This window comes from Pseudomonas orientalis, assembly GCF_022807995.1.
Classification (GTDB): Bacteria; Pseudomonadota; Gammaproteobacteria; order Pseudomonadales; family Pseudomonadaceae; genus Aquipseudomonas; species Aquipseudomonas orientalis_B.
The window spans coordinates 406,138-421,747 of record NZ_CP094351.1 but is presented as its reverse complement, the minus strand read 5'-3'; the positions used below and the strand labels follow the sequence as shown (position 1 = coordinate 421,747).

Genomic DNA, 15,610 nt, shown 5'->3' with positions numbered 1-15,610 from the left:
CCTTGTCCACGTCCCATCAGGCCTGCGCAGCCAGCCCGTCTGTTGTGAGTAAAGCGCCCTGCTCTTTTGGCAGGATCAGATGATCGGGCACCGTGCCGTGCCATTTTTTCGCACACACGTAATACAGGGCCGCCGGCAGCACCAGGCCGATGATCCAGGAGATATCCACGTCACCCAGCGCAGCCACCAGGGGACCGGTGTAGAACTTGGTGGAGATGAACGGCAACTGCACCAGCACGCCGAACACATACACGCTGATCCCCAACAGGTTCCAGCGACCGTAGCGAGCGTTCGGATCGGCCAGCGCCGGCACGTCATAGCGCTCGCGGGTGATGCAGTAGTAATCCACCAGGTTGATCGCGCTCCAGGGCGTGAAGAACGCCAGCAGGAACAGGATGAACGACTTGAACGCACCGAGGAACGAGTGCTGACCGAGCAGCGCGATCAGGGTTGCCGTGCCGACGATGACCAGCACGAACACCAGGCGCTGCAGACGCGTGACCTCCAGGCGGCCACGGAAACCACTGATGATGGTCGCGATGCACATGAAGCTGCCGTAGGAATTGAGCGTGGAGATGGTGACCTTGCCGAACGCGATGCTGAAGTACAGCAACGCAGCGGTGGCTCCCGTACCGCTCAAGCCAACGATATAGGCCACCTCGTGCCCGGCAAACTGGCCGTTGGACATGGCGGCTGCGAACACGCCAAGGACCATCGCTACCTGCGCACCAATGACCGAGCCCGCGCCCGCGGCGAAGAAGGTTTTCACCGATGACGTCTGGCTCGGCAGGTAACGCGAGTAGTCCGCCACGTAGGGGCCGAAGGCGATCTGCCAGGAGGCCGCGAGTGACACGGCCAGCAGAAAGCTGCTCCAGCTGAAGTGACGGATCTGCAGGAGCGCGCCAACATCGGTCTGGCTCATCAGGCGGCTGAACAGGTAAACAAAGGCAATCACGCCGATGACGCTGGCAACACGCCCGATGAAATGGATCACCCGGTAACCCAGCACCGTGACCAGCACGATGACACTGGCAAAAATCAGGATGCCGACGCTGTCGCTGACCCCGAACAACTGGCCCAGCGCCTGCCCCGACAACACCGTGCCGGTGGCGGTGAAACCCAGGTACATCAGGCACACCAGCACGATCGGAATAGCCGCGCCATACACACCGAACTGTACCTGGCTGGAGATCATCTGCGGCAGGCCAAGCTTGGGCCCTTGCGCCGCATGCAACGCCATGACGCCACCGCCGATCAGTTGACCGATCAGCAGACCGATCAACGACCAGAACACATCACCGCCCAGCACCAAGGCCAGGGCCCCGGTGACAATCGCGGTGATTTGCAGGTTGGCGCCCATCCACAGGGTGAACTGGCTCAGTAGACGACCATGTCTTTCCGCTTCGGGGATGTAGTCGATCGAACGCCTTTCGATCAACGGGGTGGTGTCGTTCGCAGCCATGCTGTTCAACCTCTGATGGATTGTTTGATGCAGGAGCGAGCTTGCTCGCGAAAAACGTACATTCAATGCAGCGATGTGCCTGGAATACCTTCGCGAGCAAGCTCGCTCCTACAGTGAGTGCGTCAGCCGTTGATCATCGGCAGATTCAGGCCCTGTTCCCTGGCGCAATCGATAGCGATCTGGTAGCCCGCATCCGCGTGACGCATCACCCCGGTCGCCGGGTCGTTATGCAGTACGCGCGCAATACGTTCGGCCGCTTCGTCGGTGCCGTCACACACGATCACCATGCCCGAGTGCTGCGAGAAGCCCATGCCGACGCCGCCACCGTGGTGCAACGAAACCCAGGTCGCGCCGCTGGCGGTGTTGAGCAAGGCGTTGAGCAGCGGCCAGTCGGACACGGCGTCGGAACCGTCCTGCATGGATTCGGTTTCACGGTTCGGGCTGGCCACGGAGCCGGAGTCGAGGTGATCGCGACCGATCACCACAGGGGCGGACAACTCACCGCTGCGCACCATCTCGTTGAACGCCAGGCCGAGCTTGGCGCGCTGGCCCAGGCCGACCCAGCAGATACGCGCCGGCAGGCCCTGGAAGCTGATGCGCTCGCGGGCCATGTCCAACCAGTTGTGCAGATGGGCGTCGTCAGGGATCAGCTCTTTGACTTTGGCGTCGGTCTTGTAGATGTCCTGCGGGTCACCGGACAGCGCCGCCCAACGGAACGGGCCGATGCCACGACAGAACAGCGGGCGGATGTAGGCCGGTACGAAACCCGGGAAGTCGAAGGCATTTTCCACGCCTTCTTCCTGGGCCATCTGACGGATGTTGTTGCCGTAGTCGAACGTCGGGATGCCTTGTTTCTGGAACTCGAGCATGGCTTTGACGTGCACGGCCATCGACTGCTTGGCAGCCTTGATCACGGCGGCGGGTTCGGTCTTGGCGCGGGCGCGGTATTCGTCCCAGGTCCAGCCGGCCGGCAGGTAGCCGTTGAGCGGGTCGTGGGCGCTGGTCTGGTCGGTGACCATGTCCGGGCGCACACCGCGCTTGACCAGCTCAGGCAAAATTTCGGCGGCGTTGCCCAGCAGGGCGATGGAGATGGCTTTGCCTTCCCCGGTGTATTTGGCGATGCGCGCCAGAGCGTCGTCGAGGTCGGTGGCTTGCTCGTCGACGTAGCGGCTGTTCAGGCGGAAGTCGATGCTGACTTGCTGGCACTCGATGTTCAGCGAGCAGGCGCCGGCCAGGGTCGCGGCCAATGGCTGCGCACCGCCCATGCCGCCGAGACCGGCGGTGAGCACCCAACGACCTTTGAGATTCGAATCGTAATGCTGGCGGCCGGCTTCGACGAAGGTTTCATAAGTGCCCTGAACGATGCCCTGGCTGCCGATATAGATCCAGCTGCCGGCGGTCATCTGGCCGTACATGGCCAAGCCCTTGGCATCCAGTTCGTTGAAGTGTTCCCAACTGGCCCAGTGCGGCACCAGGTTGGAGTTGGCGATCAACACGCGCGGGGCGTTGCTGTGGGTCTTGAACACGCCAACCGGCTTGCCGGATTGCACCAGCAGGGTTTCGTCATCGTTCAGATGGGTAAGGCTCTCGACGATCTGGTCGTAGCACTCCCAGTTGCGCGCCGCACGACCAATACCGCCGTACACCACCAGTTCTTTGGGGTTCTCGGCCACTTGCGGGTCAAGGTTGTTCATCAACATGCGCAGCGGCGCTTCGGTCAGCCAGCTTTTGGCGGTGAGCGTGTTACCGCGGGCGGCGCGAATTTCGACGTCACGGTATTTTGTAGGCCTTGCTTTCGAAAAATCGGTCACTGCTGGACTCCTCGGCATGATGCGTGAACATGGATGGTGCGAAGGAGACTCTTACGCACACATCTTTACTTGTATGTACAAGCATATGCAATCGAGCGGCCAACTTTGCGGGCCCATGCCTTGGATTTTTTGGCACAGGGCGTGTGAGCCCTGGAAATTAAGGCCTCCAGGCTTGATGAAATTTCTTACGAAGGAATTTACGACGGAGCAATGTAGTCACGACAGCATGGCTTTGCATCACGCTGGGGCATTCGGTAACAAATTGGTGCGCAACCTGGAAACAGATCTATGAGCAACACAAAACAAAATGTGGGAGGGGGCTTGCCCCCGATAGCGGCGTATCAGCCAAATATCCGATGGCTGACACTCTGCAATCGGGGGCAAGCCCCCTCCCACATTTTTTAACCGCGTGCGGTCAGTTCGATCAGGCAGCAGCGGCCACTGACTGAGATATCCAGCAAGCCAATGTTCCCGTCGACTTGCAGGCAATCGTGATGGCCGAGCTTCTGGTCCAATACCTTCACCTCATCGGCCACGCTGAACACCAGCACCGTCTGCGCGGTACTGAAAAACCGCTGCACACCATCCACCCACTGCAACCGCGCATGATAATGCCGGGGTGAATAGATCAGGTTGAAATCGCGGATCGGCCCGGTGATCAAGCGGCACGATACCTGGCTGTCACCGGCGAAGGCAAACGGCTGCAGCGGTAACAAACCGCGCTGCTCCTCACCGTCGACGGTCAACACCATACCCGCGCCCTTGATCACAGTAATCACGCGCTGGTAACCGGCAAAGGTGGAAAACCCGCCCGACTCGGCAATGTCGGCAATCGACAGGCGCCAGCCGAAACCATCCAGCCCGGTGCCCGCGTCGCGGGTGATTTCTTCGGTACTGCCGCCGCCGTTTTTCCACGGCATGCGCACATAGTCGGCGGCGCGCCAGACGTTGATTGAACTCATTTGCTGAAGCGTCCTTCCAGGCTATGACGGGAACCGGGGTGGATCAAACGCGCGGCGGTGACGGGCTGGCGACCCGACCAGGTCCGCCGGCGAATCAACAGGCAGGGCTCGCTCGGCTCGATCTGCAGCAGCTTGCATTCGGCGGCATCGGCGAGGATCGCTTCAACCACGTGCTCGCCTTCGGTCAGCGGGGCGACCTGGTTGAGGTAGGCGTAGGGCGTTTGCTGGGTGAAATCCTGCTGCAAGTATTCCGGGGCGACCAGGGCGTTGACGAAACGGTCTTCGATCTGCACCGGAATGTCGTTTTCGAAATGCACGATCAGCGAGTGAAACACCCGTCCGCCTTCGCGCATTTCCAGAGCGACGGCACGTTCGGAACCGGCGGCTTCCTCGCCCAGGGTGATGACCTGGCACGTATGGCGATGGCCGCGTGAGGCGATCTCATCGGCAATGTTGTGCACTTCAAACAGCGCCGACTGGCTCTTGGGCTCGGCGACGAACGTCCCCACACCTTGCATACGCACCAGCAGCCCTTCGGCCGTCAGCTCGCGCAACGCGCGGTTGATGGTCATGCGGCTGAAGCCGAGCTGGCTGACCAGCTCGCTCTCCGACGGCACGCGGTAATGGGGCGGCCAGTTGCCGTTGAGGATCTGCTGGCTGATCATCTGTTTGACGCGGGCATACAAGGGCGCCGGACTTTCGTCCATGTGGGCAGCCAGCGAAGACTTGGCAGGCGGAGTCGGCACAGGGAATCCTTGCAGGGGAAAAAGATGCATAGATTGCCGGAGTTTACCGAGCAGGCAAACGTCTGTATATGTATATACAAATAAACACACGACCGGGGTGCCTTGATCATGTCCGCTTTCTTTGCCGAACGCGCGCTGCTGCCTGATGGATGGGCCAATGATGTACGTCTTGAAGTCAGCGCCGATGGGCGGCTGACGAAGGTCGAGGCCAATGCCACGGCTGACGGAGCGGAGCGGCTCAGAGGCCCGGTATTGGCGGGCATGCCGAACCTGCATTCCCACGCCTTCCAGCGCGCCATGGCGGGTTTGGCCGAAGTGGCGGGCAATCCGAACGACAGTTTCTGGACCTGGCGGGACCTGATGTACCGCATGGTCGGCAGGATCAACCCGGACCAACTGCAGGTCATTGCCCGCCAGCTGTACATCGAAATGCTCAAGGCCGGCTACACCTCGGTCGCCGAGTTTCACTATGTACACCACGACGTCAGCGGCCAGCCCTACGCCGACCGTACCGAGCTGTCGCGCCAGATCAGCCAGGCAGCCGCCAGCAGCGGCATCGGCCTGACGCTGTTGCCAGTGCTTTACACGCATTCGGGGTTCGGCGGCCAGGCAGCCAACGACGGGCAGCGCCGGTTCATCAACAGCACCGAAAACTACCTGGATTTGCAGGCGCGCTTGCAGCCGATACTCGTCGCACAACCTGCGCAACAATTGGGCCTGTGTTTCCACTCCCTGCGGGCGGTCTTGCCCGAGCAGATCAAGGACGTGCTGGCCGCCAGCGACAAGGCGTGCCCGGTGCACATCCACATTGCCGAGCAGCAAAAGGAAGTCGATGACTGCCTGGCCTGGAGCGGCAAACGCCCGTTGCAGTGGCTGTACGATAATGTTGACGTCGATGAGCGCTGGTGCCTGGTGCATGCCACTCACGCCAATCCCGACGAAGTGACGCGCATGGCCAGGAGTCGGGCGATTGCCGGTTTGTGCCTGACCACCGAGGCCAACCTGGGCGACGGCATTTTCCCGGCAGTGGATTTTCTGGCCCAGGGTGGGCGCATGGGTATCGGCTCGGACAGCCATGTGTCACTGAGTGTGGTGGAGGAATTGCGTTGGCTGGAATACGGCCAGCGCCTGCGCGATCAGCGGCGCAACCGTCTGTATCGCAACGACCAGCCGATGGTGGGCCGCACGCTGTTCGATGCGGCGCTGGACGGTGGCGCACAAGCGTTGGGCCAGCCGGTTGGCCGACTGGAAGTGGGCAAGCGTGCGGACTGGATTGTGCTGGACGGTAACGATCCGTACCTGGCCACGGCCAGCGGAGACGGGATTCTCAATCGCTGGCTGTTTGCCGGTGGTGATCGGCAGGTGCGTGATGTACTGGTCAACGGCCAGTGGGTGGTGCGCGATGGACATCATGCTGGCGAAGAAGACAGCAGCCGGGCATTCACCCAGGTCTTGAAAGATTTGTTGGGCTGACAAGCGACACATAACAAATGTGGGAGGGGCTTGCCCCCGATTGCTGTGCGCCAGCCAGCTCATCTGATACTGACACACCGCTATCGGGGGCAAGCCCCCTCCCACATTTGATTACTGCGAACTCTTGGCCATCTGCTTATCTGGAGTACGGAAGATCAACCGCGTGGTGTCATAACCCTGCTGCCGCGCCCTGCTCAGCAAGTCTTCACGGGTTTCGGCGCTCACCGTCGGCGTACGCGACAGGATCCACATATAACGCCGGCTCGGGCTGCCGACGATGGCCGTCTTGTAGTCATCGCTGACATACAGCACCCAGTAATCGCCCTTGGCGACGCCGGGCAGCAACGACGTAAACCAGTTATCGAATTCCACCCAGAGTTTGTCGGTCTTGCCCGGCACTTGCGGCGTGGCCGTGCCTTTGGCTTCCTGCCATTTCCATTCAGGCGTCAGGCAGCGGTTGAACACCGACATGTCGCCATCGGGCAGCAAGGTGTAGCGCGCTTCGGACTGCGCGCAGTTGCGCTGGAAGTACATCGGCAAGCGAGCCAACTCGTACCAGGTGCCCTGGTAACGCTTGAGGTTGACGTGACTCGCGGTCTTGGGTTGCAGATCATCGCCAGAATGGCTGGCGCAGCCCGCCAAAAACAGGCTGGCGCAAAGGAACACAACAAAACGCATCATTCTTCTTCTCCCGCAGGCTCGCGCCCCGGTTTACTTCAGGCCTTGCCCGGAAAACATCAGAACCTTGTCACCGGCATACTGCACGCTGATAAAGCTGTTTTTATCGCCCCAGGTGCAGCTGGACATGCCCAGTGCGCCGGAACAATCAGTCGGCTTGCCCAGCAACGACTCCACCTCGGCCTTGGCCATGCCGGCCGACAGCTTCTGGTAATTTTCTTGGTTGACCTTGCTGCAAGCGGCCAACAGCACGCAAAAAGCCAGCAGGGCGAGACGGCGTAAAGACATGGAAAAGCTCCTGGAGAGACAAAGCAGCTGGGGTATCTGCCAGAAGCTTAGAAGGGAAAAGAGGTGTCTGGTTCCCGACGAGCGAAAACAAAAAAGCCCCGAAAACGCTGAAACGTTTCGGGGCTTTTTCAAGAAGAACGTTAATGATGACGCGGGCTGTCTGGATGCCCGCGTTGCCTGTCAGCTTTTCGCGAGCAAGCTCGCTCCTACTTGTGATAAGCCGTCACACGCTCAACTTCTTCCTTCGAACCCAGGAACACCGCCACACGCTGGTGCAGGCCTTCGGGCTGGATGTCGAGGATGCGCTGGTGGCCGTCAGTGGACGCACCGCCCGCCTGTTCAACCAGGAACGACATCGGGTTGGCTTCGTACATCAGGCGCAGCTTGCCCGGCTTGGAGGGCTCGCGGCTGTCGCGTGGGTACATGAACAAGCCACCACGGGTCAGGATGCGGTGCACGTCGGCTACCATCGCGGCGACCCAGCGCATGTTGAAGTTTTTCTTCAACGGGCCTTCTTCGCCAGCCATCAGCTCGCCCACGTAGCGGGTGACGGGTTCTTCCCAATGACGTTGGTTGGACATGTTGATCGCGAATTCCTGGGTGGACGCAGGAATGGTGATGTCTTCGTGGGTCAACACGAAGCTTCCCATTTCACGGTCCAGGGTGAAGCCCTTGACGCCGTCGCCCAGGGTCAGCACCAGCATGGTCTGCGGGCCGTAGATCGCGTAGCCGGCAGCGACCTGCTCGGTGCCTGGCTGTAAAAAGGCCTTTTCGTTGAGGGCTTCGTTCTGGCTCAGGTATTCGTTCGGGCAACGCAGTACCGAGAAAATGGTGCCGACCGGGGCGTTGATGTCGATGTTGGACGAACCGTCCAGTGGGTCGAATACCAGCAGGTAGGCGCCTTTGGGGTATTTGCCCGGAATCTGGTAGGCATTGTCCATTTCTTCGGACGCCATGCCGGCCAGGTGACCGCCCCATTCGTTGGCTTCGAGCAGGATCTCGTTGGAGATCACGTCGAGCTTCTTCTGCACTTCGCCCTGCACGTTTTCAGTGCCCATGCTGCCCAGGACACCACCCAGTGCGCCTTTGGACACGGCGTGGCTGATTTCCTTGCAGGCACGCGCCACCACTTCGATAAGGAAGCGCAGATCGGCAGGCGTGTTGTTGCTGCGGGTCTGCTCGATCAAATAGCGACTCAAGGTAACGCGGGACATGGAAGGCTCCGGAGAATGGGGGGGCTGAAAACCCGCGCAGTTTAACGCGAGTCGGGGCGTATTTCCTCTAATCAGAGGATTTAACGCCAATAGAGTTCACGGCTTGGCACAACGGGCCGCGCTGTATTTACGCAGAACCCAATGTGGGAGGGGGCTTGCCCCCGATAGCGGTGTGCCAGTCGACACCTCTGTAAACTGACACTGCGCAATCGGGGGCAAGCCCCCTCCCACATGTTGGACTGCGGTGGTTAGTCGAGGGCTTTCCAGATCTCGGTGGCGTATTCGCGGATGGTACGGTCCGAAGAGAACCAGCCCATCCGTGCCGTGTTCAATACCGCCGAGCGCCACCAGGCCTTGGAGTCATGCCAATGCGCTTCGACCTTGGCCTGGGCGTCCCAGTACGAATCGAAGTCGGCACACACCAGGAACCGGTCGTAGTCGATCAGTCCGTCGATCAGCCCCACGTAGCGGCCCGGATCATCCGGTGAGAACACCCCGCCACGGATCGCTTGCAGTACATCGTTCAATCGATGGGACGCCGCAATATCCGGCCCGGCATTGAACTCGCCGGCATGCTTGCGGGCTTCTACCTGCTGGGCACTGAGGCCGAAGATGAACATGTGCTCGGCGCCCACGCGCTCGTGCATTTCCACGTTCGCGCCGTCCATGGTGCCGATGGTCAGCGCGCCGTTGAGGCCGAACTTCATGTTACTGGTACCCGACGCCTCGAAACCGGCGGTAGAAATCTGCTCCGACAGGTCCGCCGCCGGAATGATGCTTTCGGCCAGGCTGACGTTGTAGTTGGGCAGGAACACCACCTTGAGCAAGCCGCGCACGGTCGGGTCGTTGTTGACGGTACGGGCGATGTCGTTGGTCAGCTTGATGATCAGCTTGGCCTGGTGATAACTCGCCGCCGCCTTGCCGGCAAAGATTTTCACCCGCGGCACCCAATCGACTTCCGGCTCGGCACGGATCGCCTGATACAGCGCCACGGTGTGCAGCAGGTTGAGCAACTGGCGCTTGTACTCGTGGATCCGCTTGACCTGCACGTCGAACATTGCTGCAGGGTTCACCGAAATGCCCAGGCGCTCATGAATGATTTCGGCCAGCGCCCGCTTGCTGTGCAGGCGTTGGTCGGCAAAGGCTTTGCGGAAGGTCTGTTTCTCGGCGAAGGTTTCCAGCTCGCCCAGGCGAGTTTCCATGGTATCGAGAATGTCCGGGCCCAGCGCGTCCACCAACATATTGGTGAGCTGGGGGTTGGCCTGGTACAGCCAGCGGCGGAAGGTGATGCCGTTGGTTTTGTTGTTGATGCGCTCCGGGTAGAGCTTATGCAGTTCGGAAAACACCGTACTGCGCATCAGTTGGGTATGCAGGCCGGACACGCCGTTGACACTGTGGGAACCGAGGAACGCCAGGTTGCCCATGCGCACGCGACGGCCGTTGTCTTCTTCGATCAATGACACCGCGCGCAGCACGTCGAAGTCATGAACGCCCTTGGCGCGCAGCGAGTCGATGTGCTGGGCGTTGATCAGGTAGATGATCTGCATGTGCCGGGGCAGCATGCGTTCCATCAGGCCGACAGGCCAGGTTTCCAACGCCTCGGGCAGCAAGGTGTGGTTGGTGTAGGAAAGCGTTTCGACGGTAACGTCCCACGCGGCTTCCCAGGGAATGTCGTGCAGGTCGACCAATTGGCGCATCAACTCGGCCACGGCGATGGACGGGTGGGTGTCGTTGAGCTGGATCGCCGCGTGTTCGCCCAGGCTCAGCACCGAGCCGTGCATGTTCTTGTGGCGGCGCAGCAAGTCCTGCAACGAGGCGGACACGAAGAAGTATTCCTGGCGCAGGCGCAGCTCCTGCCCCGCTTCGGTGCTGTCGGCCGGGTAGAGCACGCGGGAGATACTTTCGGCGCGGGCCACCTCGGCCACGGCGCCCAAGTGGTCACCGGCGTTGAAGCGTTCCAGATGCAGGTCTTCCACCGCGCGGGCACGCCACAGGCGTAGCGTGTTGACGCTGGCGCCACGCCAGCCGACCACCGGGGTGTCATAGGCCACCGCGCGTACGGTTTCGCTGGGCGACCACACCTGAATCATTTTGCCGGACGCGTCCGCCAGGGTTTCCACGCTGCCGCCGAAACCGATCGGGTAGATCACTTCGGCGCGCTCGAACTCCCACGGGTTGCCGAAATCCAGCCAGCGCTCGGTCTGTTCCTGCTGCCAGCCATCGACAATCGCCTGGCGGAACAAGCCGTGCTCGTAACGGATGCCATAACCGTGACCGGCAATGCCCAGGGTCGACATACTTTCCATGAAGCACGCCGCCAGACGACCCAGGCCACCGTTGCCAAGCGCCGCGTCGGGTTCGAGCAGGCGGATGCGTTCAAGGTCGACGCCAAGCTCGGACAGGGCTTCGCGAGCGATCTCCAACACGCCGAGATTACTCAGGCTGTCGTAGAGCAAGCGGCCGATCAGAAATTCCAGCGAGAGGTAATAGACCCGCTTCTGGCCTTTGCGGTAGATGCGCCGCGTATGGTCCATCCAGTGGTCGACCATCTGGTCGCGCGCGGCCAGGGCAATGGCTTCGAACCAATCGTGGTCGAAGGCGTGGTCGGGGTCCTTGCCCACCGCGTAGGTGAGTTTGGTCAAGACGGCATCGCGAAATGCGGCTACCTCTGCTTCTCGTGCAAGTGGTTCCTGAGACATCAAATGCGACCTCGGGCGAGATAGAAGGAGTTGCTAGAGCCTAGACGGTCTGACAGACGGTGGAGGCTCTGGTTCGTCAATTTTTTAACTCATTCACGGTGACGTGAATGTGATGCAGAGGTCGTGCCCGATCGCCATTCGCGCAGAAACCCTGAAAAGATTGTTCAAAAAACCACCAATCCCGGTATGATCGCGCGCCCGGATACAGCCCCACCTTTTGGAACCCCGATGAAGCCTCAACTGATCGCCGCCGCGGAACTCGACCGTCTCGAGACCTGGCAGAAATATTCCGCCCACATGTGCGGCGGCTGCGTGTCCAGCTGCTGCACGCTGCCGGTCGAAGTGAAGATCAAGGACCTGATCCGCATCGGCATCGTCGATGAGTTCGAGCGCGGCGACCCGCCAAAGAACATCGCCAAGCGTTTGCAGAAGGAAGGCATCGTCGAGCGCTACAACAACAAATCCGAGATTTTTACCCTGCAGCGCATGAGCAACAATGATTGCCTGTACCTGGATCGTAAGACGCGCTTTTGCACTATTTATGACAAGCGCCCGGATACCTGCCGCAATCACCCCAAGATCGGACCACGGCCGGGGTATTGCGCGTACAAGCCCAAGGAAGTGGTGCGCGAGACCAACTTCAAGACCCTCGATAAGTTCTGATCCAGGGTTTGTGGGGCTCTCAAGGGCCTCATCGGGGGCAAGCCCCCTCCCACACTTGAATGTGTTCACAGATCGAAATGTGGGAGGGGGCTTGCCCCCGATAGAGCCGGCACAGCCACCACACAAACAGCAGGCATAAAAAAACGCCCCCGGCCTTTCGACCGGGGGCGTTTTTCATTCAGCCTGAGTTAACTCAGTTCTTGGCTTTCTTGGCAGCGCGGGTACGCTCGCCTTCGTCCAGGATCTTCTTACGCAGGCGGATCGACTTAGGCGTCACTTCGCACAACTCATCGTCCTGGATGAATTCCAGGGCCTGTTCCAGGGTGAAGCGAACAGGTGGAACCAGAGCGATGGTTTCGTCTTTGCCCGAAGCACGCATGTTGTCGAGCTTCTTGCCTTTGGTTGGGTTGACGCCCATGTCGTTGTCACGGCTGTTCAGACCAACGATCTGACCGTTGTAGATCTCTTGACCGTGCTCTACGAACAGCTTGCCACGTGCCTGGAGGGTTTCCAGGGAGTAGGTCAGCGCCTTGCCGGTTTCAACCGATACCAGAACACCGTTCTGACGGCCGGACATGTCGCCGGACTTCATGGTGTCGTAGCGATCGAAGATCGAGGTCAGGATGCCAGCACCGTTGGTCAGGGTCAGGAACTGGTTACGGAAACCGATCAGACCACGCGCAGGGATGTTGTATTCCAGACGTACACGGCCCTTGCCATCCGGCACCATGTTGGTCAGGTCGCCCTTACGCAGGCCCATCTCTTCCATGACCTTGCCCTGGGATTCTTCAGGGGTGTCGATGGTGACATTTTCGAACGGTTCCTGCTTCACGCCGTCAACCTGACGGATGATCACTTCCGGACGACCAACACCCATTTCGAAGCCTTCGCGACGCATGGTTTCGATCAGTACCGAGAGGTGCAGCTCACCACGGCCGGAGACCTTGAACTTGTCGGCCGAGTCGCCTTCTTCAACGCGCAGTGCAACGTTGTACAGCAGCTCTTTGTCCAGACGCTCCTTGATGTTACGGGACGTCACGAACTTGCCTTCCTTACCGCAGAACGGCGAGTCGTTCACCTGGAAGGTCATGGAAACGGTTGGCTCGTCAACGGTCAGAGGCTTCATCGCCTCGACGTTGTCCGGTTGGCAGAGGGTGTCGGAGATGAACAGCGAGTCCATACCGCTCACGCACACGATGTCGCCGGCGAAAGCTTCTTCAACGTCGATGCGGTGCAGACCGTGGTGACCCATCAGCTTCAGGATACGACCGTTGCGCTTCTTGCCGTCGGCGCCGATAGCGACAACCGGGGTGTTCGGCTTGACGCTGCCGCGAGCAATACGGCCAACGCCGATAACACCCAGGAAGCTGTTGTAGTCCAGTGCCGAGATTTGCATCTGGAACGGGCCGTCACGGTCAACTTTTGGAGCCGGTACGTTGTCGACGATCGACTGGTACAGCGGGGTCATGTCTTCAGCCATGTCGGTGTGTTCCAGACCGGCAATGCCGTTCAGGGCCGAGGCGTAGACGACTTTGAAGTCCAGCTGTTCTTCGGTGGCACCCAGGTTGTCGAACAGGTCGAAGATCTGGTCCAGAACCCAGTCCGGACGCGCGCCTGGACGGTCAACCTTGTTGATGCACACGATCGGACGCAGGCCGGCTTCGAAAGCCTTCTTGGTCACGAAACGGGTTTGCGGCATAGGGCCGTCTTGAGCGTCAACCAGCAGCAGAACGGAGTCGACCATCGACATTACGCGTTCTACTTCGCCGCCGAAGTCGGCGTGGCCCGGGGTATCCACGATGTTGATGTGGTAGCCGTTCCAGTTGATAGCGGTGTTTTTTGCCAGGATGGTAATACCGCGCTCTTTTTCCTGGTCGTTGGAGTCCATCACGCGCTCGTCGTTGAGCTCGTTGCGCTCCAGGGTGCCGGATTGACGCAGGAGTTTGTCTACCAGGGTGGTTTTACCATGGTCAACGTGAGCAATGATGGCGATGTTACGTAGATTTTCGATCACTTGTGTATCTCGATCAGAGGATTCGGTGTGCTGACAGGTCGTGGCAGCGATTAACAGTAGAGTCAGGCCTTGCCGTTACAGCTTGACGGCAGAGTCGGGGGGCCGGTGACGCAGGCCACAGGCAAACAGCCCCGGGCTCTTAGCTCGGTCGATAAACGCGCACATTGGCATGCCCCTCACTGAGCAAATGGTGGGCATGCAGGCGACTCATCACGCCTTTGTCGCAATACAGCAGGTACTGACGGCTGTCATCCAGTTCCTTGAAACGCGCGTTCAATGCATAAAACGGCAGCGTTTGTACGTCGATGCCAGCAATCTCCAGCGGCTCGTCTTCAGCGGCATCCGGATGACGGATGTCGATGATGATCTGGCCGGCCAGGGCTTCACTGACTTCTTCGATCTGCACATCCTGGCCCAGTTCGTCGATGACGCGATCGATCGGGACCATTTTGGCGTTCTCAAGCGCACGCTCAAGAATCGCCATGTCGAACTGTTGTTCTTCGTACTCCACGCGGTTGCGCTTGGCGTGGGTCTTGGGGTTCACCGAGATGACCCCGCAATACTCAGGCATATGCTTGGCAAAGTCGGCGGTGCCGATTTCTTCTGCCAGGTCGATGATGTCCTGTTTATGGCTGGCGATCAGAGGGCGCAGCACCAGTTTCTCGGTCACGCAGTCGATCAGCGACAGGTTCGGCAGCGTCTGGCTGGACACCTGGGAGATCGCTTCACCGGTTACCAGCGCATCGATCTGCAATTGATCGGCGATCCGGGATGCGGCGCGCAACATCATACGCTTCAAAACCACGCCCATATGACTGTTATCGACTTTGCCGAGAATTTCGCCCAATACTTCTTCGAACGGCACGCTTACAAATAGCACGCGTTGGGAGCTGCCGTACTTCTTCCAGATAAAGTGCGCCACTTCCATCACGCCCAATTCGTGTGCACGCCCGCCCAGGTTGAAGAAGCAGAAGTGGCTCATCAGGCCGCGCCGCATGATCTGGTAGGCCGCGACCGTGGAATCGAAACCGCCGGACATCAACACCAGGGTCTGTTCCAAAGCGCCCAGCGGGTAGCCGCCGATGCTGTCGTGCTGGCTGTGGATCACAAACAACCGTTGGTCGCGAATTTCCATGCGCACTTCAATTTGCGGTGCTTTGAGGGAAATTCCGGCGGCGCCGCACTCGCGACGCAGCTTGCTGCCGACGTATTTCTCCACATCCATGGAGCTGAACGGGTGCTTGCCGGCGCGCTTGCAACGCACCGAAAAAATCTTGCCTTCCAGACTGTCGCCGAAGTGCAATTTGCATTTTTCGGTGATGTAGTCGAAATCGCCCAGCGCGTACTCATCTACCTGCAGGAAATGCGCGATGCCCGGCATGCAGCTCAGGCGCTCGGTCATGTCCTTCAAGGCTTTGGCGTCGGTCAGGCGGGTTTCCAGCTCGAGATTGTCCCACACGCCATTCACCACCACAGCCGGGTCCAGATCGCGGAGCACGGCACGGATGTTCTTGGCCAACTGACGGATGAAACGCATCCGTACCGGTCGGCTCTTGATGGTGATTTCGGGGAAGACTTTAACGATTAATTTCATGGAAAC

The 15,610-nt window shown here is 59.9% G+C and carries 12 protein-coding genes; 2 read left to right on the top strand and 10 right to left on the bottom strand.

Going from position 1 to position 15,610, the window contains the following annotated elements:
* Positions 1 to 16: 16 nt before the first annotated feature.
* From MRY17_RS01730 to hutC, 4 genes are all read right to left on the bottom strand, one after another.
* Positions 17 to 1,462, bottom strand: a complete 1,446-nt coding sequence (locus tag MRY17_RS01730) for a purine-cytosine permease family protein (RefSeq protein WP_243353183.1) — start codon at positions 1,460 to 1,462, stop codon at positions 17 to 19.
* Positions 1,463 to 1,584: 122 nt separating this feature from the next.
* On the bottom strand, positions 1,585 to 3,273 hold the full coding sequence (gene hutU / locus MRY17_RS01725) for a urocanate hydratase (RefSeq protein WP_243353182.1): 1,689 nt from the start codon (positions 3,271 to 3,273) through the stop codon (positions 1,585 to 1,587).
* Positions 3,274 to 3,674: 401 nt separating this feature from the next.
* Positions 3,675 to 4,235, bottom strand: a complete 561-nt coding sequence (locus tag MRY17_RS01720) for a HutD/Ves family protein (protein ID WP_243353181.1) — start codon at positions 4,233 to 4,235, stop codon at positions 3,675 to 3,677.
* Positions 4,232 to 4,942, bottom strand: coding sequence for a histidine utilization repressor (gene hutC / locus MRY17_RS01715; protein ID WP_173668614.1), 711 nt, complete (start codon positions 4,940 to 4,942; stop codon positions 4,232 to 4,234). The genes MRY17_RS01720 and hutC overlap by 4 nt, the downstream gene beginning before the upstream one ends.
* Before the next feature lie 147 nt (positions 4,943 to 5,089).
* On the opposite strand from hutC, the gene MRY17_RS01710 reads away from it, so the two are divergent.
* Positions 5,090 to 6,454, top strand: a complete 1,365-nt coding sequence (locus MRY17_RS01710) for a formimidoylglutamate deiminase (RefSeq protein ID WP_243353180.1) — start codon at positions 5,090 to 5,092, stop codon at positions 6,452 to 6,454.
* A 111-nt stretch (positions 6,455 to 6,565) separates the two neighbouring features.
* On the opposite strand, the gene MRY17_RS01705 is transcribed toward MRY17_RS01710, so the two are convergent.
* From MRY17_RS01705 to MRY17_RS01690, 4 genes are all read right to left on the bottom strand, one after another.
* A complete protein-coding gene (locus MRY17_RS01705; protein ID WP_065885743.1) occupies positions 6,566 to 7,135 on the bottom strand; it encodes a lipocalin family protein in 570 nt (189 codons plus the stop codon).
* A 30-nt stretch (positions 7,136 to 7,165) separates the two neighbouring features.
* On the bottom strand, positions 7,166 to 7,420 hold the full coding sequence (locus tag MRY17_RS01700) for a lipoprotein (protein ID WP_033897714.1): 255 nt from the start codon (positions 7,418 to 7,420) through the stop codon (positions 7,166 to 7,168).
* Positions 7,421 to 7,626: 206 nt separating this feature from the next.
* Positions 7,627 to 8,634, bottom strand: a complete 1,008-nt coding sequence (locus MRY17_RS01695; protein WP_124422028.1) for a class 1 fructose-bisphosphatase — start codon at positions 8,632 to 8,634, stop codon at positions 7,627 to 7,629.
* A gap of 248 nt (positions 8,635 to 8,882) precedes the next feature.
* Positions 8,883 to 11,333: a glycogen/starch/alpha-glucan phosphorylase gene (locus MRY17_RS01690; protein WP_181282892.1), complete on the bottom strand. Its 2,451-nt coding sequence runs from the start codon at positions 11,331 to 11,333 to the stop codon at positions 8,883 to 8,885.
* 228 nt (positions 11,334 to 11,561) lie between these two features.
* Between MRY17_RS01690 and MRY17_RS01685 the strand changes: the two genes are divergently transcribed.
* Complete coding sequence (locus MRY17_RS01685) at positions 11,562 to 11,996, top strand: YkgJ family cysteine cluster protein (RefSeq protein WP_003187815.1); 435 nt, start codon at positions 11,562 to 11,564, stop codon at positions 11,994 to 11,996.
* A gap of 193 nt (positions 11,997 to 12,189) precedes the next feature.
* Here the strand turns inward: MRY17_RS01685 and typA are convergent, their stop codons facing one another.
* Positions 12,190 to 14,010 carry a translational GTPase TypA gene (gene typA / locus MRY17_RS01680; protein WP_032890153.1) on the bottom strand — a complete coding sequence of 607 codons (1,821 nt, stop codon included), beginning with the start codon at positions 14,008 to 14,010 and terminating at the stop codon, positions 12,190 to 12,192.
* 139 nt (positions 14,011 to 14,149) lie between these two features.
* Positions 14,150 to 15,604, bottom strand: coding sequence for a tRNA uracil 4-sulfurtransferase ThiI (gene thiI / locus MRY17_RS01675; RefSeq protein WP_243353179.1), 1,455 nt, complete (start codon positions 15,602 to 15,604; stop codon positions 14,150 to 14,152).
* Between the last annotated feature and the right edge of the window lie 6 nt (positions 15,605 to 15,610).

Excerpts from the sequence above, each read along its gene's own strand:
- thiI (WP_243353179.1), bottom strand. The coding sequence starts at position 15,604 with ATGAAATTAATCGTTAAAGTCTTCCCCGAAATCACCATCAAGAGCCGA.
- MRY17_RS01700 (WP_033897714.1), bottom strand. The coding sequence starts at position 7,420 with ATGTCTTTACGCCGTCTCGCCCTGCTGGCTTTTTGCGTGCTGTTGGCC.
- MRY17_RS01720 (WP_243353181.1), bottom strand. The coding sequence starts at position 4,235 with ATGAGTTCAATCAACGTCTGGCGCGCCGCCGACTATGTGCGCATGCCG.
- MRY17_RS01705 (WP_065885743.1), bottom strand. The coding sequence starts at position 7,135 with ATGATGCGTTTTGTTGTGTTCCTTTGCGCCAGCCTGTTTTTGGCGGGC.
- MRY17_RS01730 (WP_243353183.1), bottom strand. The coding sequence starts at position 1,462 with ATGGCTGCGAACGACACCACCCCGTTGATCGAAAGGCGTTCGATCGAC.
- hutC (WP_173668614.1), bottom strand. The coding sequence starts at position 4,942 with ATGGACGAAAGTCCGGCGCCCTTGTATGCCCGCGTCAAACAGATGATC.
- MRY17_RS01695 (WP_124422028.1), bottom strand. The coding sequence starts at position 8,634 with ATGTCCCGCGTTACCTTGAGTCGCTATTTGATCGAGCAGACCCGCAGC.
- MRY17_RS01690 (WP_181282892.1), bottom strand. The coding sequence starts at position 11,333 with ATGTCTCAGGAACCACTTGCACGAGAAGCAGAGGTAGCCGCATTTCGC.
- MRY17_RS01685 (WP_003187815.1), top strand. The coding sequence starts at position 11,562 with ATGAAGCCTCAACTGATCGCCGCCGCGGAACTCGACCGTCTCGAGACC.
- MRY17_RS01710 (WP_243353180.1), top strand. The coding sequence starts at position 5,090 with ATGTCCGCTTTCTTTGCCGAACGCGCGCTGCTGCCTGATGGATGGGCC.